The 23,860-nt window shown below is 39.4% G+C and carries 21 protein-coding genes; 6 read left to right on the plus strand and 15 right to left on the minus strand.

The window, feature by feature from the left end:
- Positions 1 to 87: 87 nt before the first annotated feature.
- From STRMA_RS04955 to STRMA_RS04970, 4 genes are all read right to left on the minus strand, one after another.
- The gene (locus STRMA_RS04955) at positions 88 to 948 is read right to left on the minus strand and encodes a GRP family sugar transporter (RefSeq protein ID WP_003082308.1); all 861 of its coding nucleotides are present in this window, start codon (positions 946 to 948) and stop codon (positions 88 to 90) included.
- A 15-nt stretch (positions 949 to 963) separates the two neighbouring features.
- Positions 964 to 1,152, minus strand: coding sequence for a hypothetical protein (locus tag STRMA_RS04960; RefSeq protein ID WP_003081068.1), 189 nt, complete (start codon positions 1,150 to 1,152; stop codon positions 964 to 966).
- 312 nt (positions 1,153 to 1,464) lie between these two features.
- Entirely contained in the window at positions 1,465 to 3,198 is a 1,734-nt protein-coding gene (ptsP, locus tag STRMA_RS04965) for a phosphoenolpyruvate--protein phosphotransferase (RefSeq protein WP_003081887.1), read from the minus strand.
- A 3-nt stretch (positions 3,199 to 3,201) separates the two neighbouring features.
- Entirely contained in the window at positions 3,202 to 3,465 is a 264-nt protein-coding gene (locus STRMA_RS04970) for a phosphocarrier protein HPr (protein ID WP_002262984.1), read from the minus strand.
- 432 nt (positions 3,466 to 3,897) lie between these two features.
- On the opposite strand from STRMA_RS04970, the gene nrdH reads away from it, so the two are divergent.
- From nrdH to nrdF, 3 genes are all read left to right on the plus strand, one after another.
- Positions 3,898 to 4,122, plus strand: a complete 225-nt coding sequence (gene nrdH, locus STRMA_RS04975; protein WP_003082258.1) for a glutaredoxin-like protein NrdH — start codon at positions 3,898 to 3,900, stop codon at positions 4,120 to 4,122.
- Between the two features lie 104 nt (positions 4,123 to 4,226).
- Entirely contained in the window at positions 4,227 to 6,386 is a 2,160-nt protein-coding gene (nrdE, locus tag STRMA_RS04980; protein ID WP_003082054.1) for a class 1b ribonucleoside-diphosphate reductase subunit alpha, read from the plus strand.
- A 232-nt stretch (positions 6,387 to 6,618) separates the two neighbouring features.
- Positions 6,619 to 7,581 (plus strand): class 1b ribonucleoside-diphosphate reductase subunit beta, encoded by a 963-nt coding sequence (nrdF, locus tag STRMA_RS04985; protein ID WP_003078761.1) that lies wholly within the window; start codon positions 6,619 to 6,621, stop codon positions 7,579 to 7,581.
- A gap of 333 nt (positions 7,582 to 7,914) precedes the next feature.
- On the opposite strand, the gene STRMA_RS04990 is transcribed toward nrdF, so the two are convergent.
- The 10 genes from STRMA_RS04990 to STRMA_RS05035 form a co-directional block, all read right to left on the minus strand.
- Complete coding sequence (locus tag STRMA_RS04990) at positions 7,915 to 9,042, minus strand: acetylornithine transaminase (RefSeq protein ID WP_040841571.1); 1,128 nt, start codon at positions 9,040 to 9,042, stop codon at positions 7,915 to 7,917.
- Positions 9,043 to 9,186: 144 nt separating this feature from the next.
- Positions 9,187 to 9,924, minus strand: a complete 738-nt coding sequence (argB, locus tag STRMA_RS04995) for an acetylglutamate kinase (RefSeq protein WP_003079304.1) — start codon at positions 9,922 to 9,924, stop codon at positions 9,187 to 9,189.
- Positions 9,925 to 9,952: 28 nt separating this feature from the next.
- Complete coding sequence (gene argJ, locus STRMA_RS05000; protein WP_003081851.1) at positions 9,953 to 11,146, minus strand: bifunctional ornithine acetyltransferase/N-acetylglutamate synthase; 1,194 nt, start codon at positions 11,144 to 11,146, stop codon at positions 9,953 to 9,955.
- Positions 11,147 to 11,187: 41 nt separating this feature from the next.
- Positions 11,188 to 12,210: an N-acetyl-gamma-glutamyl-phosphate reductase gene (argC, locus tag STRMA_RS05005; RefSeq protein WP_003080130.1), complete on the minus strand. Its 1,023-nt coding sequence runs from the start codon at positions 12,208 to 12,210 to the stop codon at positions 11,188 to 11,190.
- Between the two features lie 489 nt (positions 12,211 to 12,699).
- Positions 12,700 to 14,082: a sensor histidine kinase gene (locus STRMA_RS05010; protein WP_003081872.1), complete on the minus strand. Its 1,383-nt coding sequence runs from the start codon at positions 14,080 to 14,082 to the stop codon at positions 12,700 to 12,702.
- Positions 14,073 to 14,732, minus strand: coding sequence for a response regulator transcription factor (locus tag STRMA_RS05015; RefSeq protein WP_003080439.1), 660 nt, complete (start codon positions 14,730 to 14,732; stop codon positions 14,073 to 14,075). Before STRMA_RS05015 ends, STRMA_RS05010 begins: the two co-directional genes overlap by 10 nt.
- A gap of 38 nt (positions 14,733 to 14,770) precedes the next feature.
- Entirely contained in the window at positions 14,771 to 15,610 is an 840-nt protein-coding gene (locus tag STRMA_RS05020) for a TraX family protein (RefSeq protein WP_003081372.1), read from the minus strand.
- Between the two features lie 120 nt (positions 15,611 to 15,730).
- Positions 15,731 to 16,471 (minus strand): lantibiotic immunity ABC transporter MutG family permease subunit, encoded by a 741-nt coding sequence (locus tag STRMA_RS05025; protein WP_003079009.1) that lies wholly within the window; start codon positions 16,469 to 16,471, stop codon positions 15,731 to 15,733.
- Complete coding sequence (locus tag STRMA_RS05030; protein WP_003082075.1) at positions 16,471 to 17,220, minus strand: lantibiotic immunity ABC transporter MutE/EpiE family permease subunit; 750 nt, start codon at positions 17,218 to 17,220, stop codon at positions 16,471 to 16,473. The genes STRMA_RS05025 and STRMA_RS05030 overlap by 1 nt, the downstream gene beginning before the upstream one ends.
- Before the next feature lie 2 nt (positions 17,221 to 17,222).
- On the minus strand, positions 17,223 to 17,924 hold the full coding sequence (locus tag STRMA_RS05035) for a lantibiotic protection ABC transporter ATP-binding protein (protein ID WP_003080271.1): 702 nt from the start codon (positions 17,922 to 17,924) through the stop codon (positions 17,223 to 17,225).
- Positions 17,925 to 18,296: 372 nt separating this feature from the next.
- Between STRMA_RS05035 and STRMA_RS05040 the strand changes: the two genes are divergently transcribed.
- The 3 genes from STRMA_RS05040 to STRMA_RS05050 are packed head-to-tail and all read left to right on the plus strand — an operon-like array spanning position 18,297 to position 21,073.
- Positions 18,297 to 19,283 carry an ABC transporter permease gene (locus tag STRMA_RS05040; RefSeq protein WP_115277048.1) on the plus strand — a complete coding sequence of 329 codons (987 nt, stop codon included), beginning with the start codon at positions 18,297 to 18,299 and terminating at the stop codon, positions 19,281 to 19,283.
- A complete protein-coding gene (locus tag STRMA_RS05045) occupies positions 19,277 to 20,026 on the plus strand; it encodes an ABC transporter ATP-binding protein (RefSeq protein ID WP_003080649.1) in 750 nt (249 codons plus the stop codon). The genes STRMA_RS05040 and STRMA_RS05045 overlap by 7 nt, the downstream gene beginning before the upstream one ends.
- An 18-nt stretch (positions 20,027 to 20,044) precedes the next feature.
- Positions 20,045 to 21,073 carry an ABC transporter substrate-binding protein gene (locus tag STRMA_RS05050; protein ID WP_003080048.1) on the plus strand — a complete coding sequence of 343 codons (1,029 nt, stop codon included), beginning with the start codon at positions 20,045 to 20,047 and terminating at the stop codon, positions 21,071 to 21,073.
- A 142-nt stretch (positions 21,074 to 21,215) separates the two neighbouring features.
- On the opposite strand, the gene alaS is transcribed toward STRMA_RS05050, so the two are convergent.
- Positions 21,216 to 23,834, minus strand: coding sequence for an alanine--tRNA ligase (gene alaS, locus STRMA_RS05055; RefSeq protein ID WP_003079518.1), 2,619 nt, complete (start codon positions 23,832 to 23,834; stop codon positions 21,216 to 21,218).
- Between the last annotated feature and the right edge of the window lie 26 nt (positions 23,835 to 23,860).

The following is a 23,860-nucleotide window of genomic DNA, read 5'->3' on the forward strand; positions in this document are numbered from 1 at the left end:
AAAAAGAGCTTTGTTAGCCGTTTTCATTTATTTTTTCATTAATGTAATGAAAAAGCTATGGATGCTTAAATACGTTATATCCATTTTTTAAATTAATCCTGTTAAAATACTTCCTGCAACAATTAAAAGAAGGCCAGCAAAGGTCAAGAACAAAGCCCGTCCTTGCTTTTTCTCCCCTAAAATATACATACCGCTTAAAGTTGAAATAACAACACTTAACTGGCTATAGACAAAAGCTGCAGCCACACCATTGGCATTAACAGAATAAATATAACTCAAAGCACCGATAGAAAAGACGAAACCAGCCAAAACAGCTTGCCAGCTTGCTTTTTGACGAAAGGCCAGAGCATTTTTTGTAAGCAGAGCATAAAGACTAGCCCCCAGCAAAATTCCCAGCATTTGCGGGAAAAAGAGGGACTCTGCCGAACCCGTAACCGTTTTAGGAAAGGCAGAATATACCCAGTAACCAATCGTTGTAGCTAATAAAAAGAGAATATCCTGAGAACGAATGCTAAGTTCTCCTGTATTATCATTACTGCCTGTGATAGCTGTTAAAACAATCCCTATAATAATTAATAAGAGCGCCAAGCTACCCAGCAGCAGATTAGCAGCTCCGGACCATTCACCAAAAATGATAACCCCAATCAGAGAATTCCCGATTAATTGAAAGCCAGTAGAGATAGGCATCGTGTTACTGACCCCAATACGCTTATAAGAAGCAAACTGCCCTGTTTGACCAATCGTCCAAAAAGCACCTGACAGCATAGCTAATAAAAAAGTCAAAGCATTTGTACGCGCACCAGTTATCAAAAAACCAACCAAACCAATCAAGGCAGCTCCAAATCCTGTTCCTAAAATTTGATTTGTCGGCCTTCCTTTAACACGAGAAACCGTAAGCGGAATCATTCCCCAGGCAAGAGCTGGTAATAATGCAATTAAAACTGACATTTTCTTTACACCTCACTAACCTTTTCCATCTTGGAAGGCAGGGTATAAGATCATACCGCCATTCACAAAGAGTGTGAGACCTGTATAGCTAGATTTATCTGATACCAGCCAAGCTGCCATAGCTGCTGCTTCTGCTGGATCACCAATTCCTTTTGAACCACCAGTGATAACAGCAGCTTTACCCCGCAAATCATTGTAAACCATGATGTCTCCTCCCATATTTTTCAGTTTTCTATACTGGCCTTATGTTTATTAGCCAAGTACTGACTTTGAAAATATCTGCTCATTCAATTTAGATCAGCTGATGTTTTCAAATGAAGACTTAGGTCTAAAAAAACTGACACCGAGTCAACTTAGGCAGTATACTGCTTTTATGACACTGTGTCAATTTTTCTGTCTTTAATCTTTAGCAAAAATAAAAAAACTAGGAGCCGTTATAAACTGTAACCCAAAGTTGTTGTTTTGTATCCAACTTAACTTTTTGAGAACAGTAATAACATACTCCTAATTTTAAATTTAATCAAAATGAACGTATTCTTTTTGAAGTTCAAGAACTTCTTCTGCTGTTGCACATTCTGTAATCGCACGATTAGCATACTCTGCCATTTTTTCAGTGTCAAGAGTTTTCATTAAACTGCGTGTCCGAAGAACAGAAGTTGCGCTCATCGAAAACTCATCCAGTCCTAGCCCAACAAGAAGCGGAACTGCTTGTTGATCTCCAGCCATTTCACCGCACATACCTGCCCACTTGCCTTCAGCATGAGCCGCTTTAATAACATTGTTAATCAAGCGCAGGATAGATGGGTTATAAGGCTGATAAAGATATGAGACCTGCTCATTCATACGGTCTGCAGCCATAGTATACTGGATCAGATCGTTAGTCCCAATGGAGAAGAAATCAACTTCTTTAGCAAATTGGTCTGCTAGCATAGCAGCCGCAGGGATTTCAATCATAATACCAACCTGAATATCATCTGCTACTGCAACACCTTCTGCCTTAAGATTTGCTTTTTCTTCCTCGAAAACTGCTTTAGCCTTGCGAAACTCTTTAAGAAGGGCAACCATCGGGAACATAATGCGAAGCTGTCCATGGACCGAAGCGCGAAGAAGAGCTCGTATTTGCGTACGGAACATATGATCTCCTGTTTCTGAGATGGAGATCCTAAGAGCACGGAATCCCAAGAATGGATTCATTTCCTTTGGCAGATCAAAATAAGGAAGTTCCTTATCACCGCCGATATCCATCGTACGGACAACAACTGGTTTACCATTCATTCCCTCAAGAACCGCTTTATAGGCTTTATATTGCTCATCTTCAGTTGGGAAGTCTTGCGAATCCATATATAAGAATTCTGTACGATATAATCCAACAGCTTCTGCGCCATTATCATTAACTCCATCAATATCTTTAGGAGTTCCGATATTGGCAGCCAGCTCAAAGTGTTTGCCATCAGCAGTAACTGTTTGTGCATCTTTAAGAAGAGCCCACTCAGCCTTTTGCTTAGCATAAGCAGCACCTGCTGCTTTAAATTCTGCCACTTGATCATCAGTTGGATTGACGATGACTTCACCAGTAATACCATTAACAGCTACAAGATCGCCATCTTTAACACGTGCTGTAATATCATTTGTCCCAAGGACAGCAGCTATTTCAAGTGTACGTGCCATAATAGCAGAATGGCTGGTCCGTCCGCCAACATTTGTTACAAAAGCTTTTACGAACTGTTTATTTAATTGAGCTGTATCAGAAGGTGTTAAATCATTAGCGATCACAACAGACTCTTCGTTAATAGCTGCTGGATTAGGCAGTTTTACACCAAGAAGATTAGCAATGATACGCTTTGTAACATCACGAATATCCGCGGCACGTTCTTGCATGTATGGGTTATCTTCCATACCTTCAAGCAAAGCAACAAACATATCTGTTACTTCTTTAAGAGCTGCCTCTGCATTGACTTGTTTTTCACGGATAGCATCTTTAACCTGACCAATCATTTCTGGATCAGCAAGAACCATCAAGTGGGCATCAAAAACAGCGGCTGCTTCTTCACCAAGGGATTCTACTGCTTTGTCACGAATAAGAGAAAGCTCGTTTTGAGAAGCTTCCAGAGCTGCCTCCAAACGAGCTTCCTCTGCATTTGTATCTGAAACCGAAACTGTTTCAAATGACAAATCCGGTTCAACAAGTAGATATGCCTTAGCAACTGCAACACCGTCTGACGCTGCGATTCCTTTAAGCATTTCTGTCATAATTTAAGCCAATCCTTCTTTAGTCATAGTTTCATTAATAGCTGCAATTGCATCATCAGCATCTGCACCTTCAGCAGTAATTGTCACATCAGCACCTTGACCAACTCCAAGGCTCATAACACCCATAATTGATTTAAGGTTTACGGCTTTACCTTTATAATCAAGTGTAATATCTGATGCAAACTTACTAGCTGTTTGCACAAGCAAAGTGGCTGGGCGTGCATGAATCCCTGTTTCTGCAACAATGTGAAAATCTTTTGAAGCCATAGTATGGTTCTCCTTTTAATTGTGTTTTTTTGAGCCATCAATGATAACCCTTACAATTTTAGATTATAGCATATTGTTATTTGATTTTCAAGAACTAAAGTTACTTGGTTTTTGGGAACCTTTGAAATTCAAATATAACAAGGAGACAAAGCTTTCAATAGCTTTCAAAAAACAGTGAAAAAACTTCGAAAACTGCTGATCAAAATCCCATTTTGATGAGGAATTTTTTAACCTTTGCTCTAAAAAATTTAATATCTTTAATGGCTAATAAAGGTGAAAACCATTATATAGGAGGCAAACACTACATCTTGTAGCTCTAATAAATTATTAATACTATATTTTGTGTTTTTTTCAGTTAAATCTCTTGATTTTTTTAGGGTTTTTAGATATGCTATTAAAGCAACTTAAATAAAAAAATTTTAGGAGAAAAAAATGGCTAAAATTACTGTTTTTTCAAAAAATAACTGCATGCAATGCAAGATGACTAAAAAATTCTTAGAGCAAAACAAAGCTGACTTTGAAGAAATCAACATTGATGAACATCCTGAAAAGATTGATTATGTAAAAAACCTTGGATTTACAGCAGCGCCTGTTATCGAAGCAGGTGATATTGTTTTTTCAGGCTTTCAGCCAGCTAAATTAAAGGAAATTATCTAAGCTGTTAACCGCTGCATAAACCAAACTATTCCTTATTATTTAGCGATAAGGAAAGTTTTATTTCTTAATAAAAAGATTAATGATAATTTAAAGAGGATATAAAAATGGGTTTAAAAAGTCTCGGCGATGTGTCCTACTTTCGCCTAAATAACGAAATTAACCGTCCTGTTAATGGACAGATTCCTCTCCACAAAGATAAAGAAGCTCTTGAAGCTTTTTTTGCGGAGAATGTTAAACCAAATACAAAAAGATTTTCTTCTATTACAGATAAGATAAAATTTTTAGTAGATAACGATTATATTGAAGCTGAATTTATTGCTAAATATCGTCCTGAATTTATTGAAGAGCTGTCTAAGTCTTTAGTTGATTATGATTTTCGCTTCAAATCCTTTATGGCAGCTTATAAGTTTTACCAACAGTACGCTCTTAAAACAAATGATGGGCAGGAGTATCTTGAAAGCATTGAAGACCGCGTTCTCTTTAACGCTCTTTATTTTGCTGATGGCCAGGAAGATTTAGCCAGAGATTTGGCAATGGAGATGATTGCTCAGCGCTACCAGCCAGCCACTCCATCCTTTCTTAATGCCGGCCGCAGCCGCCGCGGTGAGCTGGTTTCTTGTTTTCTTATTCAGGTAACTGATGATATGAACTCTATCGGACGCTCTATTAATTCTGCTTTGCAGCTGTCTCGTATCGGCGGCGGTGTTGGGATTTCACTCAATAACTTACGTGAAGCTGGAGCACCGATTAAAGGCTTTTCCGGTGCAGCTTCAGGCGTTGTTCCTGTTATGAAGCTTTTTGAAGATAGTTTTTCTTATTCTAACCAGCTTGGTCAGCGACAAGGTGCTGGTGTCGTTTATTTAAACGTTTTCCATCCTGATATTCTTGCTTTTCTTTCAACTAAAAAAGAAAATGCTGATGAAAAGGTCCGTGTAAAAACACTATCTTTAGGTGTTACTGTCCCTGATAAGTTTTACGAACTTGTCCGTAAAAATGAAGAGATGTACCTTTTTAGTCCTTATACAGTGGAGCGCGAATACGGTATCCCATTTAGCTACATTGACATTACTGAAAAGTATGATGAGTTGGTAGCTAATCCTAATATTACTAAAACAAAAATAAGAGCGCGTGATTTAGAAACTGAAATATCTAAACTCCAGCAAGAATCTGGTTATCCTTACATTGTCAACGTAGATACGGCTAACCGCAGCAATCCTATAGATGGTAAAATCATCATGAGTAACCTCTGTTCGGAAATTCTTCAGGTACAAACCCCAAGTGAACTCAATGATGCTCAGGAATATGTTCAAATGGGTACCGATATTTCATGTAACTTGGGTTCTACCAATGTTGTTAATATGATGTCCTCCCCAGACTTTGGACGCTCCATCAAAGCTATGACCCGTGCTCTTACTTTTGTAACGGACTCTTCAAGCATCAATGCTGTTCCTTCTATTAAAAAGGGTAATGCTCAGGCTCATACTTTTGGACTGGGAGCAATGGGGCTTCATTCTTATCTAGCACAAAATCATATTGCATATGGAAGTCCTGAGTCTATTGAATTTACGGATATTTACTTCATGCTCATGAACTACTGGACGCTAGTAGAATCTAATCATATTGCCCGTGAACGTCAAGAAACTTTTGTTGGTTTTGACAAATCAAAATATGCTGATGGGACTTATTTTGACAAATATGTCAGCGGACAATTCCTTCCAAAATCTGATAAAGTTAAAGAGCTGTTCAAAGATCATTTCATTCCGCAAGCCAAAGACTGGGAAGCCCTTCGTCAAGCCATCATGAAAGACGGACTCTATCATCAAAATCGTTTGGCTGTAGCTCCTAATGGTTCTATTTCTTACATCAATGATGTATCTGCTTCAATTCATCCTATCACACGCCGTATTGAAGAACGTCAGGAAAAGAAGATCGGTAAGATCTACTATCCAGCAGCTGGGCTGTCAACCGATACTATTCCCTACTATACTTCAGCATACGATATGGATATGCGCAGAGTTATTGATGTTTATGCCGCTGCTACACAGCATGTTGATCAAGGGTTATCGCTGACGCTCTTTATGCGCAGTGATATTCCGCAAGGTATTTATGAATGGAAAACCGAAAGTAAGCAAACAACTCGTGATCTCTCTATCCTTCGTAACTATGCCTTCAATAAAGGCATCAAATCCATTTATTACGTTCGTACCTTTACTGATGATGGTGATGAAGTCGGTGCTAATGAGTGTGAAAGCTGTGTGATCTGACTCTTTCTTTTTGATACTTTTTAGCTGGTGAGATAATCAAGAATTGACTATGTCCTTCCATGACTAGGTTTAAAGCTTAAAGTCTTTGAACTTCTTTTAATCAACCGCCTTGCCTTGTTCTTTGCACCAGAGCAAAAAAGTATTGGCTTAGGTTCCCACCGCTTCTAATCAACTGTCAAAATAATATAAAAACGACCAAGGCAATAATCTATACTTCTATCAGGAGATAAATATGACAACTTATTATAAAGCTATAAACTGGAATGCTATTGAAGATATCATAGATAAGTCCACTTGGGAAAAACTAACAGAGCAGTTCTGGCTTGATACGCGTATTCCCTTGTCAAATGACTTAGATGACTGGCGCAAGTTAACTGCTGCAGAAAAAGACCTTGTTGGTAAGGTCTTTGGCGGTCTGACACTTCTTGATACGATGCAGTCCCAATCGGGTGTGGAAGCTATCCGCGGCGATGTCCGTACTCCACACGAAGAGGCTGTTCTTAATAATATCCAATTCATGGAGTCTGTCCATGCCAAATCGTACTCTTCTATCTTTTCGACTCTTAATACAAAGTCTGAAATTGATGAGATTTTTGAGTGGACAAACAATAACGACTATTTACAAAAGAAAGCTAAAATCATCAATGAGATCTATGAGAATGGAGCTGCTCTGCAAAAAAAAGTAGCTTCAACCTTTCTTGAAACTTTCCTCTTCTACTCAGGTTTCTTTACACCGCTCTACTACCTTGGCAACAATAAATTAGCCAATGTAGCTGAAATCATTAAACTGATTATTCGTGATGAATCTGTCCACGGCACATACATTGGTTACAAATTCCAGCTTGGTTTTAATGAATTATCAGAAACAGAACAAGAAGAATTCCGTGACTGGATGTATGATCTCTTATATCAGCTTTATGAAAATGAAGAGAAATATACTGAAACACTCTATGATGAACTCGGCTGGACTGAAGAAGTCAAAACTTTCCTTCGCTATAATGCTAATAAAGCATTAATGAATTTAGGACAAGATCCCCTTTTCCCAGATACAGCCAGTGACGTTAATCCAATTGTTATGAATGGTATTTCAACTGGAACTTCCAATCATGACTTCTTTAGCCAGGTTGGAAATGGCTATCTCCTTGGTAATGTCGAGGCTATGCGCGATGAAGACTATCTTATCGGAATGAAATAATTAACTTTGATGATGCGGTAACAAGAAAGGGGCAGAGCTCATCTTAAAGATTCTTAGTTGACAAGTCCACCCCCTAAGGCTAATTGCCTGAAAGGCAAAAAATTCAGTCAGTTACTGCAGCTAACATTTATTTAAGGCTGGGAAAAGGTTTTCCCAGCCTTCTTTTTGCTTCATCAAAATACAATAACTAGCTCATCTTTTCTAGCGAATTGTTTTTTAATTTACAAAAAAAGAATTTCCTATCGCTAGATTTTATCTCTGACTTTTGAGGGGGGCTTACTCTTTCATCATCTTTTTATCTGCTCTTCTATTTTAGTTCTGATCCATCATTTATTATTGGAAAATGTCTTTTAAAACAGCTACTCCTTGATCAATCTCTTTTTTAGTCAGTGTCAAAGGCGGGAGCAATCTGATAACATCTGTTCCTGCGGTAAGGATAAGTAAACCTCTATCTCGTGCAGCCTGAACCAACTGTCCTAAATCTGCCCTTGTTTCAATGCCAATCATATAGCCAAGGCCACGGATTTGAATCACTTTAGGATTATCTTTTAGAGCTTCTTTGAGCTGTTCTTGTAAATAAAGCGCATGTTTTCTGACCTGCTGAAAGAAATCTTCAGTCATAATATCAAGAACAGCCGAGCTGGCTGACATGGCTAATTTATTGCCGCCAAAGGTTGAGCCGTGCGAACCAGGACCAAAAACAGCGCCTAGCTGCTCCTTAGCCAGCATAGCTCCAGCAGGAACACCATTAGCTAAACCTTTTGCCAGAGTAAAAATATCCGGCTCAATGCCATAGTGTTGGAAAGAATAGAGTTTCCCAGTCCGCCCCATCCCTGTTTGCACTTCATCCACAATAAGCAAAAGATCCTTTTTTTGGCAATAGTCAGCAAGTGCCGTCACAAAATCCTGCTTAGCGGGTACAATACCAGATTCACCTTGAACAAGTTCCAGCATAACAGCAGCCGTATTTTCTGTGACTAAATCTTTCACACTGTCCAAATCATTGAAAATAGCATAATGAAAATGCGGTACAAGATCACCAAAACCAGTTTTAATTTTTTCTTGACCAGTTGCTGACATGGAGCCAAACGTTCTGCCATGAAAAGAATTCTGAAAGGTGATAATATCCTGCTTAGCTCTTGCCTTACGGGCAAGTTTAATAGCTGCTTCATTAGCTTCTGCACCGCTATTGCAAAAGAAGGCTAAGTAATCTTTATCACCGATTAATTTAGCAGCAACTGCTTCTTGTAAACTGTTTTGATAAAGATTAGGAGTGTGCCAGATTTGCTCAGCTTGTTTTTGCAAAGCAGCTTGAACCTGCGGATGAAATCCCAGATTCGTCACACCAATACCTGTTGAAAAATCTAAGTATTTTTTCCCCTGTTTATCAAAAAGGTCATTTCCCTCTGCTTTGACAAATTCGATAGCCCCTCTTTGATAATTTTGAAATAATTGACTCATAAACCAATACCAAAAAACGAATAGAAAGCCGGAAAACATTAAGAAAGAAAGTCCTCAAAAAACTGTTATAAGGCCATTTTATGAGCCTACTTTATCTCTTACCTAAATCTCTGGCTTTTTCTGTCCGAATCCAAGTCCTTTCTGTTAATCTTCTGCGATAATCGTACCTGTCTGCAGATTATCCCCTATTAAAACCTGTCTTACCCCTGCTTTTACTGTTTTCACAGCACTTTCAACTTTAGGGATCATTCCGCCTGTTATCACACCGGCCTTCATTTTTTCCTGAATGTGTTTAATTTTTAATAGATCCAGTACAGATCCATTTTCCAAAATACCTTTAACATCGGTCATCAGAATCAATTTATCAGCTGTCAGGGCTGCCGCTGCTGCTGTTGCCAGATAATCAGCATTGATATTAAGCATTTTTCCCTCTTTTGAATAGCCTAAAGAAGCAAGGATAGGAACCAATCCATCATTAAGCAAAGCTTTTAAAACTGTTTCATCTATGCTTGTCACATCTCCGACATAACCATATGTCTTTTTATCCAGAAAATCAGCCCTTACTGTATTTTTTATTTCTGTCCGTAATTGTTTACTGGCCACACCAGCTTGAGTCAATTTATCCTGCAAATGCTTCCCAACAAGATCAAGAAGGGCACGGCTAACCAAAACCATATCTTCTTTGCTTGTGACGCGCAGGCCATTGATTTTTTTGATTGGCAGCTGATTTTCTTTCATCAGTTTATTAATGGCAAAGCCGCCTCCATGCACAATAACAAGATGCTTGCCAGCTTCCTGCCAGTTCTTAATCTGACTAAGAAAATCCGCACCCAGCTGCTGACTAGCAACTCCTCCGATCTTAATAACAATAATATCTTTCATTCCTTTTCCTTTACTAATCGCTTAGCGGCTAAGTCCGATAGAGGGCATTTATTTTGACATAATCATAAGACAAATCACAACCCCAGGCCTTACCAGTACTTTCTCCTGCATGCAAATCTATAACAATTTTAATCGTATCGGCCTGCATGACATCCTGCATATCTTCTTCATCAAATGTGACAGGGCTGGAAGTTAGCATGACTGGAATATCTGCCAAATAAATATCAATATTATCTACGGGAAGATCAATATCGGCATAACCGACAGCTGCTAAAATGCGTCCCCAATTGGGATCCTCGCCAAAAATGGCTGTTTTGACAAGGCTAGAGCCAACAACACTTTTAGCCAACATACGAGCATCTAAACTATTGGGAGCATTAAGCATCTCAACTTCAATCAGTTTAGTCGCTCCTTCGCCGTCTTTAGCAATTTTCTTAGCCAGTTCTTGCATTACAAAATGAAGCATGGCTGAAAATTTCTCAAACTCTGCCGTATTTGGCAGTATTTCCTTATTTAAGCTACAGCCATTAGAGAGGACAAGGACCATATCATTTGTCGAAGTATCACCATCTACTGTAATTTGATTAAAGGTGGTCTCAACATTTTGACTGAGAGCCAGCTGCAGTGTCTTACTTGAAATATTAGCATCACAGGTAATAAAGGCTAACATAGTTGCCATATTGGGATGAATCATTCCAGAACCTTTGGCAACTCCTGCCATGGTCACCTCATCACGTCCAAACTGCTCTGTGACAGCCACTGTTTTAACGGCGGTATCTGTTGTCAAAATGGCTTTGGCAAAATCATCTGAATTGCCATTAACAACCAATTTAGCAAGTCCTTTCTGTAAAACATCCATAGGCAATAGGCTACCTATAACTCCTGTTGAGGCAATGCCAACCAAGTCAGGATCAATCTGTAGCTTATCTGCTGTCCATTTTTGCATGCTAACAGCATCTTCCATTCCCTGACTGCCCGTACAAGAGTTCGCGACACCTGAATTGACAACAACAGCCTGCATTTTTTGAGCTTTTTTCATAGACTCTCTGCTAACAATCAGCGGTGCAGCTATCACCTTGTTAGTAGTGTAAACGCCGGCAACACTGGCTGGCTTTTCGGATACAATCCAGCCAAAGTCTAATTTCCTTTTTTTAAAACCAGCATGTAAACCATCTGCTGAAAAGCCAAGCGGACTGGCAATATTTCCCTTGATTACTTTCATATCTTCTCTTCCTCTTTTTGTCTGTTCTTACAAGCTTTAAATCAGAGATAGCTAGGTGTCATCAGAAAACCTGCTGTCTCATCCCATCCCATCATTAAGTTGAGGTTTTGCACTGCCTGACCGGCTGCTCCCTTAACCAGATTGTCAATAACTGAAATAACCGTTAACACATTGGTTACTGGATTATAGGCAAAGCCAATATCACAAAAATTTGACCCAATGACATTATGCAATTCCGGTAAGTCCTGCTGCAAACGGACAAAGGGTTTATCTGCATAACAGGCATGGTAGATCTTAGCTATTTCATCACTTGATAAAACACTTTTTAATGTGACATAGCAAGTTGCCATGATGCCGCGGTTGACTGGCAAGAGCGAAGTTGAAAACTGGATATGCTGCAGACTGCTGTCAAACAGTTTCAGCTCCTCTACAATTTCTGGAATATGCTGGTGATGATTTAATTTATAGGTTACATAATTATCATGAACATTAACAAAATGACTGGACTCAGATAAAGCCTTACCTGCTCCTGTTAAGCCAGATTTAGCATCTACAATAATAGTATCCAAATCAATAACACCTGCTTTGATTAATGGTATTAAAGCTAATTCTGTCGCTGTGGCATAGCAGCCTGGATTAGCAATGAATTTTTTTCCTTTAATATCTGTCCATTCAGCTACAGAATAGGTAAATTTATTCAGATTGTCCTGACTGGCAGGTTCTTTTTTATACCACTTTGCATAAGTATTCGCAGACAAACGGTGATCGCCAGAAATGTCCAGTACTGGAAAATCAGCTGCAACAAAGTCTTTAGCCAACTCTTTGGCGACACCGCTGGGTGTTGCAAAGATAACCAAATCTGATTGGGCCATAATAGCTTGACTGTCAAAACTTTCAATTGTCAAGTCACAAACCCCCAGTAAATAAGGGTATCGATCTGAAAGCCGCCCACCGACTTCTTTAACAGCATAAATAGAAGCGATATCAACATGTGGATGCTGATGCAAAATTTTGACCAACTCCAGACCGCTATATCCTGTTATACCGACAATTGAAACTTTCATACTTATTCACTTCCTTTATCAAGTTGTTGCTTATTTTATCGTATATTTATTCATAAGTCAAGCAAATAATGAATAAAATACAAAAAAGAAAATGGGACGGCCAAATCAATCATTCAAAGAATGTGATTTGTCAGCAAATTTTAGTTTTTAGTTGCTGACCTAAAACAGTTCACAGGACTGTTTTAACTTTCACCCCCGCACAGCTGAATAGGGCTGTAAGGGGTGATTGATCAGTTAAATAGTGCCTACTTAAATAGCAGTTCATTAGGTTCTTAGCACCAATGAACTGCTGCAGAGGGAAATTCCAGACTGACTAAAGTCAACAGAAATTCTCCCAACTGCTGTGTCTTACAAATAGCTTAGAAAAAATCAAACGAGGCCAAGGACTTTTGTCCCAGGCCTCTTCTGTTATTAAGATAATAACTATTTTTCATTTCAAAACTATAAATGAGACATAAAATACAGTAAATAAATAGTCAGACTATAAACTTATATCTTAGTCAGCGGTAAGATGACCTCAACCCTGCCAGCAGCCGTTTTAAGATCATTGGATAAGTTTAGGCTTCCTTCATGTAAACGAATGATATTATCTGCAATAGTTAGACCAAGACCGCTGTGATTGCGGTTGTGACGGCTAGTGTCATCTTGGAAAAATTGATAGGTCGCTTTTTCTAAAGCCTCTCTTGAAAAACCTTGGCCGCTGTCAAGACAGGTAAAATGAAACAGATCATCTTTCAGATGACAGGTTAATTGCAGCTGACCGCCTTTGGGACTGTGCTCCACTGCATTGGATATAATATTCATCAAGGCACGTTTCAGCAAATCCTTATCCCAATAAGCAGTAAGTTGATTATCAGACAAATCATTGAAAAATTGAACCTTTATATCTTTCCTTGCAGCAAGGGCTTGACTATTTTGGGATAATTCTTCCAAAAAGGCTGCAACCTTTATTTTTTCAGGATGGAAATCTTGTAATTGGCTGTTTTTAGCTAAATAGGACAATTGCTGAAGGTAAGTTTCCACCTGTCCAATGTTCTTCAAACTGTACTGAATGAATTCCTGCTGCTGTCCAGACAAGCTTGTGCTGTTTAGCAATTCAGTATTGCCGCGAATGACAGTTAAGGGGGTCTTAATGTCATGTGTTAGGGCAGCTATTTGGTTCTGCTTTTCCTGCTCCAATTGCCAGCTGTGCATCAAAGAATCCCTCAAGGCCACGCGCATGCTGTCAAGACTTGTCAGCACCTGATTGAACTCTTTGATGTTTGAAGAACCAACAGTAAAGTCCAAGTCCTGATCTGCTATTTGCCCCGTTGCCGTTAAAATCGGGGCCAGCTGCCGCTGCAAACTGCGGGCAAAGTAAAGAGTGACTAGTATAAAAATCAGTAAATTGATCAAGGTAAAAATAATAATAACTATAACTTGAGCACTTGGCAGATAGCGATTCATCCAAGATAAACGATAACGGCTGACCAATTGATAATTCACTAGCAGCAAGCCATCCTGACGCTCAATGGTCATAAAGTAACCATAAGTGTTATGATCAACTTCCTTGCCTTTACTAACACGCAAAGCGGCTGCTTCTAACTTCGAAGACATATTGCTTTTTTTAACCTTACCATCCTTATTCAAAAAGACGTAATGGCTTTCTTTGGGCAATAACCGTGCTTGAAAACTGCTTGTTTGCTCCAACTGCTGCTTTTGTTTCAATAAGCGTTGTTCCGTCTGGTTGGCCGGAATAAGCAATCCGCTGTCAGAAGCTCTGTTGAAAGCTAACAGGACTAGTGCTGAGACAAGCAAGCAGGCTACGATGATAGTTAAAAAGTAAGTCCCAAAAACAACTTTTAGAGAAGGTAAGGATCTTCTTATTGCCATTTATAACCAATCCCCCAGACTGTTTTAATCGGATCTAGATTAACATTTCTAAATTTAGCACGAATATTTTTGATGTGTTCTGCAACAGCAGCAGGTGTCCCGCGTTCTTCATAACCATATAAATCATCATAAAGTTGATCTTTTGAAAAGACCTGACCGCGATGTTTCGCCAGCTGTTCACAAAGTTCATATTCTGACTTTGTTAAATCAAGCTTCTTCTCATTGACAGTAATCTGTTTAGCAGAAAGATCAAAACGGATATTCTCTAAAACCAGACTAGCATGATGCTCACGCCTTTCTCTACGCAGGTGTGCATGAATACGTGCCAGCAGTTCCTCCACACCAAAGGGTTTGCAAATATAATCGTCAGCTCCATAGCTAAGTCCCGTGACAATATCTGCTTCCTGCGACTTGGCGGTCAGAAAAAGAATGGGGCAGTCCACTAAATGGCGAATTTCCTGACAAAAGCTGAGACCATCCACATCCGGCATCATAATATCCAGCAAAATCAAGTCATAGCGTGCTAATTTCGATCGGTCAACCTGCTTGGCCTGCATAAAGGTATCAACCAAATAGTTTTGCAGCTGTAAGGTATTTTTGATTAAAGTTAGAATATCTTCTTCATCATCAATTACTAAAATACGTGTCATCGTTCTTCCTTTTTTTATCTATTACATGTATCATCATATCATCTATAGAGTAATACTGACAAGCCATAAAGCAAATAAATATGAAGCGGATAGAAAACATAAAAGAGATACTTACTGCCTTTACCGCGCTTGCCATTGTACATAAGCATAAGCGGTGCGGCGAAAATCTCTAACCATTCAAAATAAGAAGAAAAGAGACCATGAACTGTTAGGGGAACACCTGCTAGGACGATCTGGCCCAAATCAACTATCAAAGAAGCGATCACAAAAGCCATAACTTCTTTTTTTATATTTTTGCGGCAGAGATACATGGCAATCCCTACAATCAAGGTAGCCGTTCCGCCATCTACAATTGAAAAATGCAAAGGCAAGGCAGTGGAATTCAGCAGATTAAGGCAAAACAGCCCCATTTGATTGCCAGAAGTCAGGAAAATACGATAGAAAGGCATAAAAAGAAAAGGGAGAATAATTGGAAACAAGAAAGTGGTAAGTCCTTTTAAATAGCGCCTTTCTTTAATCCAAGCCAATCCCTGCAAGGCAACCAGTAAAATAGCAAAAGAAGACAGCATCATATTTTGCGGAAAAAAGCCATCTCCTCGCACCAAAGGATGCAGGATATTAGAAAAGCCAAACCGAATCAAGCCCATTAAAACAGCTAAACCGTAAATCTTTAGAAAATACTTCTTGCGATCATGTGTATGAGTAAAGCCTTCAATAATAGCAAATAAGAATAAAGGAGCTGCAATCCTCCCTATTTGTGCAAACCATAAAGGAATTTTACCTGTGTATTCAAAAAAGTAATGGATATGATCCAATAACATCGCACCTAAAGCAATGTATTTAAGCTGAAAACCTGTTAAACCTTTTACTTTTGTCATTATAGATCTCCTTTTGCTATGACATAAATTTTAATTCTAATCATTCAATTAGCAAATTATCACAAAGCGGACACATTAAAAGCCGATAAGAGTTCAAGTCCTACTGATTTTTTCTAAATTTTATTCGCCATCACTTCGCCCCTGCCATCTGTCAAACCAAATCAGACTAAGAAACAGGCCAAGTAAAGTTGCTGAAAAAGCTATCTCTGACCAAAGAAGAATTTGCTGTGCAAAAATAGGATTTTGATCTGGATGCTGCCACATATCAAACAAGGTCACCATTAAGCGTGCTGGCCAAGCACAAGGAAGAAATTGCCAAATACCGTCGCCGAAACCTGTTAGCAGCAGAGCCGAAACCAAAACTTCAAAGATACCTAAACCAATCGTTGCGCCATTGCCAAATAAAAAAGCAACCATTAGATGACATAAATACAGGAAAGCTGTGGAGCTTACCAGAAAAACGCCAGCATAAATGTAAAAGGCAAAATAACCTGTCTTGGCAGGATACAAGAGGGCAAAGACAGCAATAGCTAAGCAAACAGCAATGATTTCCAGCATGATCAGGCTGATAAGTTTGATCAAATAAAGCCTTTTTCGTTGACCATTTGCTAAGACAGTCTGAAAGCGATTAGCTTTCGCCTCTAATTCAGCAGCTTTACCGCAAATAATAGCAATGACTAACGGAAAAGCAATCCCCAGCACTTGGAAGTAACCACTCGTCACACCCTCCCAAGAATAAGCAGGCGTCACCAGACCAAAAACAGCAACTAAGACAGCAATGCCAACCGGTAAAATCAAATGTATCCAAGGCAAAAAGGTACGACGATATTTTAAAAATTCTGCCCAAATGAGTTTAAGCATTAGTTAACCTCCTGTTTTTCAAACCATAAGGCTGTTAACCAAGTCAGTCCCACAAATAAAATAAGAGCCAGTATTAAACTGAGCATAATGCTCCAGTAGCTGGTTGCTAATAGCGGTGCCGCAGCTTCTGAACCAGCTTTCAGCCCATTGGGATATATTGTCATAATGGGGACCATCAATCGTATTCCCCAAGAATAAGGACACAGCAACCAATAAGCAGTTGTCGACAAAGTAACTCCTAAGATAATATGAGCTGTGAAATTGACTAGCAAGGTGACAATGAAGCCCCATTTTTTTGCCAGCCATAAACAAAACGGGAGCTGCCAAAGGACACTGAGCCATAAAACCATAGAAGCAAGAAGCATTTGGCTAATAGGATAAGTTTCTCCAGCGTTAGGAAAAACAAAGTATTTCAACAAGACTAAGATAAAACAATGCAAGAAACTGGTCAGGATCAAATAATAAGCCAAAGCCATAATCTGACACATCCAAAATTTTCTTAAGGAAATTGGCAAAGGAAATACTGCCCGATAACGCAGCTTTTTTTCTTCGTAAGTATTCATTAAAGCAGCAAATAAGGTCAGCAGCCCTGGTAAAATAATGATATACCACCAGTTATAAGCATTTATAATAAAATATTGAGGCACCATAAAACTGCATATAATCACTAATATAGGGGCAAAAACGAGCAGCTTCTTTGCCATCGTCCGCTTCAATTTTAATCGTTCTGCCTGAAACATTCCCATCATTCTTACTCACCTCCTCGATACTTCATAACTACTTCAGTAAAGAGTTTTTCTAAGTCTTCACCTTGGTGAATCCTATCTTGATAACCCAGCACGCCATTGGCAATAATCCCAATGTGATCCGCTGTCATCTGAATCTCAGATAAGATATGGCTGGAAATGATAACTGTAATCCCCTGTTCAGGAAAAGAACGAATGAGCTCACGCAGTTCCTGAATACCAATAGGATCAAGGCCATTAGTTGGTTCATCTAAAATCAAGAGCTTAGGTGAATTTAAAAGTGCAATGGCAATACCCAGACGTTGCTTCATGCCCATAGAAAATTGTCCGGCTCTTTTTTTATCGGTATTGGTTAAGTCCACTATTTTTAAAACCTCATCAATACGACTGTCGGGTAAGCCCAGCATCAGGGTGCCTACCTTTAAATTTTCACGCGCAGTCAGATTTTCATAAAGCGGCGGTGATTCAATCAAGGCCCCGATATTTTCTAAATCTTTGCGGCTCCATTCGTGTCCATCAATAAGAATTTGGCCAGATGTTTTTCTCAGCATCCCTGTAACCATTTTAAGTGTTGTTGACTTACCAGAACCATTAGGTCCTAACAGACCATAAATGGAATGACGCTCCACTTTCAAGTTTAGTTGGTTAACCGCTGTTTGTTTACCAAACTGCTTGGTTAAATTTTTCGTTTCTAGCATATAATCCATTATACTAACCTCCTTATATAAGATACAAAGGGACGGTTCGCTTTAGCGAAAATTTTCGACAGAAAAGCAGAAGGTTATCCGGAAATCCCAATTCCCGAGACAAGCTGTCTTTTTCTCGATGCTTTTAGCCCGTGTTCAGTTGCCCAATGTTAGTGTTGCGAGATAAATCTCCAGGTCACTAAAGGAAAAAGTCTATAGACGTCTTCTACATTGCGCATTAATTCGTATCCCATCGTTTATATTAATTATAAAAAACAAATTTAAGGATTTTATAAGGATCAGTTAAAAAATAACAGTTTGTTTTAGATTCATAACTTATTTTTATAGCTCAGCATAATTTTTTCTAATTATACAAAATACTATTTGGAAACTATAATGAAAGATAAGAAAGGAGTTGGTCATTTGAAAACATTAAAGGATTATTATCGCCTTTTCTTTGCCAGCAATGCTATTTTACTGACGATTTTAGCACAGATCCTCATTCCTAAGTCTGCTCTTAGTTTTACTAAAACGCAGTCTTGGTATTTGTATTTTCTTTGGATTTCTTTTGCTCTTTCGCTTGCAGCAGCTCTTTTTAGCATGGCTGTTCGAAAGAAAGGGCGGTTCTTTCATAAGAGTTATTTTATCGGTGCCAGCTATTTAGCACTGGCTGTTTATAATCTTGCTACTGAAAAACTCAGCCTGCTGCCTGAAATTTTCTTTCCTAGCCCCAATAGAATTCTAGAGGTTTTTGTCAAAAATGGCCCTTTCATCTTAAAGTGTGATCTCTTTTCTTTACGACTGCTGGCTATTTCATGGGCTATCGGAATTGCCCTGGGCTTACTAACAGGTATTCTAGTTGGCTGGTTTACCTCCTTTAATTACTGGTTAGATCCTATTGTTAAAATTTTAGGACCCATTCCGTCTACAGCTTTTGTTCCTCTGGCTTTAACAGCCTTTCCTACAAGTTTTGCGGCTAGTATTTTTTTGATCAGTCTTTCGGTCTGGTTCCCGGTGACCATTCTAACTAACTCTGGTGTTCAAAATGTTAAAAAAACCTACTTTGAAGTTGCTGATACCTTAGGAGCATCAACCTTTCAAAAGATCATTCATGTTGCCTTTCCAGCCAGTCTGCCTAATATTTTCGTTGGTATTTTTAATGGTGCTTGTACAAGTTTCATCACCCTAATGACAGCAGAAATGTTAGGAGTGAAATACGGTATCGGCTGGTATATTAACTGGCAGAGAGAAGTTTTAGGCTATGCCAATGTCTATGCTGGTCTGATTACTATTGCCATTACTTTTAGCTTGATTATCACACTTCTTTTCAAGATTCGTGACAAATTACTCTCATGGCAGAAAGGATTCATAAAATGGTAGGATATCTCAAACTTCATCAGATTCAAAAAATATTCAAAGCAACAGATGCCAGACATCAAGACATTGAAGCTTTACACCAGATTAATGCAGAAATTCAGCCTGGGGAATTTATTTCACTTGTCGGCCCTTCAGGCAGCGGAAAAACAACCCTGCTGCGTATTATTTCGGGCTTGGAGGAAGCTAGCCAAGGTGAAGCGAGTTTGGATGGACAGACGATTACCAAACCCTCGCGAAAACTCGGTTTTGTCTTTCAGGAAGCAACCCTTTTCCCTTGGCTGACTGTTTATGATAACATCGCTTTGGGCTTAAAGCTGAATAAAGAAAAAGAAAAACTGACAGAAGTCGAAGAATATATTGATTTAGTTGGACTAAAGGGATTTGAAAAAGCTTATCCTCATAATTTATCCGGCGGCATGCAGCAGCGCGTTAACATCGCTAGGGCACTGATTAACCGACCTGATATCCTCTTGCTTGATGAACCTTTTGGTGCCTTAGATGCCTTCACCAGAAGCAAAATGCAGACTGAACTAATTGATATTTGGCAAAAACGCCAAATCACCATGATTATGGTTACTCATGATGTCGAAGAAGCTGTCTTTCTCTCTGATCGCGTGTTTGCCATGACACCAAGACCAGCTGTTATCAAAAAAATTATTTCGGTTGATCTGGAAAAGCCTAGAGAAAGAGATTCACAAAACTTTATTGCTGTAAAAGAAAAAATATTACATACTTTAAACTTTTAAAGAAAAGAGGAAACCTTTATGAAAAAATACTTAACCCCAAAATTTTTCGGACTTGGACTGATGCTGCTTACCCTATCTGTAGGCTTGGCAGCCTGCTCAAATTCCTCTTCTTCGACATCCAAAAACTATGATGCTTCAGAAAAAGATCCTTACGTCCTAAAAATCTCTGAAAATTCCGATCTTTGCGGTGCCCCACAGCAAATAGCTGTTGAAAAAGGCTTCTTTAGGGAGGTTGGTTTAAAATATAAGGTCGTTAAAATTGGGCAGGATACTTCTAACCTGGATGCTCTCAATGCTGGCAAAATTGATGCCTCCAATTCCTTGATGGCAAGTATTATCCAGCCTTTAGCCAACGGTGCTAAATTAAAAATCACAACTGGCCTTCATACCGGCTGTCTGCAGCTATTAACGAAAGATGGTAAAATCAAATCTGCTGCTGATCTAAAGGGTAAGAAAATCGGAGTGACTGCTGTTGCAGGCAGTCCTGCCATTTTTGCCAAGCGTGTTTTGGCGAAGTCCGGCTTAAAAGTCTCTGACGATAAAGGTGATGTTAGCTTTGTTACTTACCAAAGCGATCAGTTAGGTCAGGTTTTAGATAAAGGCGAAGTTGATGCTATTGCCCTGGGCGATCCAGACACCGAAGTTTTGAAAAAACAGTATCACTTTAAAACACTTGCCAATTCATCAACTGACAAGGGATTCAAAGATGAATACTGCTGTGTTGCCTATGTGTCAAACGATATAGCCAAAAAACACCCCGCCGTCACTGCTAAATATACTCTTGCTATGCAAAAAGCGACCAACTGGATTCAAAAACATAAAGAGCAAACTGCTGCTATTCAATTAGATAAAAACTATGTTGCTGGAAATAAAGACAGCAACCTTACCAGTTTAAACAGTTATACTTTTAAACCCAGCTATTCTGGTGCTTATGATAGTTTCGATACTGTAGCTAGTGATTTACGGAAAATTGGTATTCTATCTGATGATGTTGATCTCAAAGCCTTAAGGACAAACTCCTTCTTAAAAGTTAAAGATGTGAAATAGTATAGTCACAAAAACCTATCCAGCCATTTAGAAACCATCACCTTTACAGAAATAATACTCAATGAACTCAAATCACATAACAAAAACGCATGAAATGGTTATCATCATTTCATGCGTTTTCTAATATTTACTATTATAATAATTACAAATGTTCACCTACTGCTGCGAGTAAGTCAGCAATCTTATTTGCATCTGAACCACCTGCCATGGCCATATCTGCCTTACCGCCGCCTCGGCCTGAGACGATTGGAGCCAAAGTCTTGATGAGATTGCCAGCGTGAACGTCTTTAGACTTGCTAGCCACAAGAACATTCACTTTTTCACCAATGCTGGCAACTAAAACAAGAACATCAGAGTAATCTTTTTGCTTCCACTTATCAGCAAAAGTACGCAGCGCTCCTGCATCAGCAGCTTCTACTTGACTGGCAATATAGCGTAGTCCGGCTGCTTCCTTAACATCTTTAAAGATATCATCAGCTGCAGCTGCGGCTGCTTTTTCTTTGAGCTCTGTATTTTCCTTCTGCAGTTTATGCAACTGCTCTTGCAGCGAAACCACTTTACTAGCAACTTGGCTCATTTGAGGTGCCTTGATAGTTGCAGCAATTTCTTTGAGCGCATCTTCTTCCTGACGGTAGGCTTTAAAGGCTTCCTTACTCGTCACTGCTAGGATTCGGCGAGTTCCTGAGCCAATACCCTCTTCTTTGACAATCTTAAAAAGTCCAATTTCAGACGTATTCTTAAGATGAGTACCGCCGCAAAGTTCAACGGAATAGTCTCCAATAGACACCACACGGACATTTTTTCCATACTTTTCACCAAAGAGAGCCATAGCCCCCATCCGTTTAGCGGTATCAAGGTCTGTCTCAATGGTTGTTACAGGAATAGCCTTCCAGATTTGTTCATTAACTTCCTCTTCAATACGACGGAGTTCTTCTGGCCCTACAGCTTCAAAATGGGTAAAGTCAAAGCGTAAAAATTCCGTTTCATTGAGAGACCCTGCTTGAGTAGCATGCTTGCCAATAACATTGTGAAGAGCAGCATGGAGCAAATGAGTAGCAGTGTGATTCTTCATGACCCGATTGCGGCGCTCATGATCAATTTCCAGGTGATAAACCCTTCCTACTGATAAGCTGGCCAAGACATCAACTGTATGAAGAGCTTGACCGTTTGGTGCTTTTTGCACATCTGTTACACGGGCAACGATATCCCCTTTGTCGTTCTTGATGACACCGCGGTCAGCTACCTGTCCCCCCATTTCAGCATAAAAAGGAGTTTCTGCAAAAACAAGTAAGGCCTGGCCTTCTGAAACAGCTTCTGTACGTTCATTGTCTGCAATGATGACTGACAGATTGCTGTCAAGTGCTTCTTTTTCATAGCTAAAGACGGATTTTTCTGTGATACTTGATAGGGTTTCATTTTGCATACCCATTGAACCACCTTTAACAACGCTGGCACGGGCACGCTCTTGCTGTTCTTTCATAGCAGCTTGAAAACCTGCATGGTCAATCTTAAAGCCTTGGTCTTCAGCTAATTCTTCAGTCAATTCAACTGGGAAACCATAGGTATCGTAGAGTTTAAAGATGGCTTGCCCATCAAGCCTATCTTTACCAGCAGATTTTAAATCAGTCAAAAGCTGATCTAACATGCTTGAGCCCGCATCAATGGTTCGCGCAAAGGTTTCTTCCTCACGTTTGATGATTTTTTCAATAAAATCTTGCTTTTCAAGCACTTCTGGATAATAAGACTCCATAATCTTGCCCACAGTTGGTACCAACTGATATAAGAAGGGCTTATTGATACCCAGACGGCGGCCATGCATAACGGCACGGCGAAGCAGGCGGCGAAGGACGTAGCCTCGGCCTTCATTACCAGGCAGAGCACCATCGCCAACAGCAAATGAAAGAGAGCGGATATGGTCTGCAATGACCTTAAAGCTCATATTGTCGCCATCTGGATCATAAGTCTTACCAGATAATTTTTCAATCTCACGAATAATGGGCATAAAGAGATCGGTTTCAAAGTTTGTTTTTGCCCCTTGCATAACCGCAACCAAGCGCTCCAAACCAGCACCCGTATCAATATTTTTATGAGGCAGTTCCTTGTATTTAGAACGCGGCACAGCTGGATCAGCATTAAATTGCGAAAGCACGATATTCCAAATTTCAATGTAACGATCGTTTTCAATATCTTCTTCCAAGAGACGCACACCAATATGATCAGGATCGAAGTCTTCCCCGCGGTCAAAGAAAATTTCTGTATCTGGTCCTGAAGGCCCGGCACCAATTTCCCAGAAGTTGTCCTCAATAGGGATCAGATGGCTTGGATCAACACCGCATTCAAGCCAACGATTGTAAGAATCCTTATCATCTGGGTAATAGGTCATATACAGTTTATCTTTTGGTAAATCAAACCACTCAGGACTTGTTAGAAGTTCAAAGCCCCATTTGATAGCATCATCACGGAAATAATCTCCCACTGAAAAATTCCCCAGCATCTCAAACATAGTATGGTGGCGAGCAGTCTTGCCGACATTTTCAATATCATTGGTACGAATAGCTTTTTGTGCATTAGTCAGCCGTGGATTTTCAGGAATAACGGATCCATCAAAATATTTTTTCAGCGTTGCAACGCCTGAGTTGATCCATAAAAGTGTCGGATCATTGACAGGAACTAAGTTAGCTGATGGTTCAACAGCATGGCCTTTTGATTTCCAAAAATCCAACCACATTTGACGAACTTGTGCACTGGTTAATTGTTTCATTTATTTGTTAGTCCTTTTCCATTGTT

Source organism: Streptococcus macacae NCTC 11558 (assembly GCF_000187995.2).
Lineage (GTDB): Bacteria > Bacillota > Bacilli > Lactobacillales > Streptococcaceae > Streptococcus > Streptococcus macacae.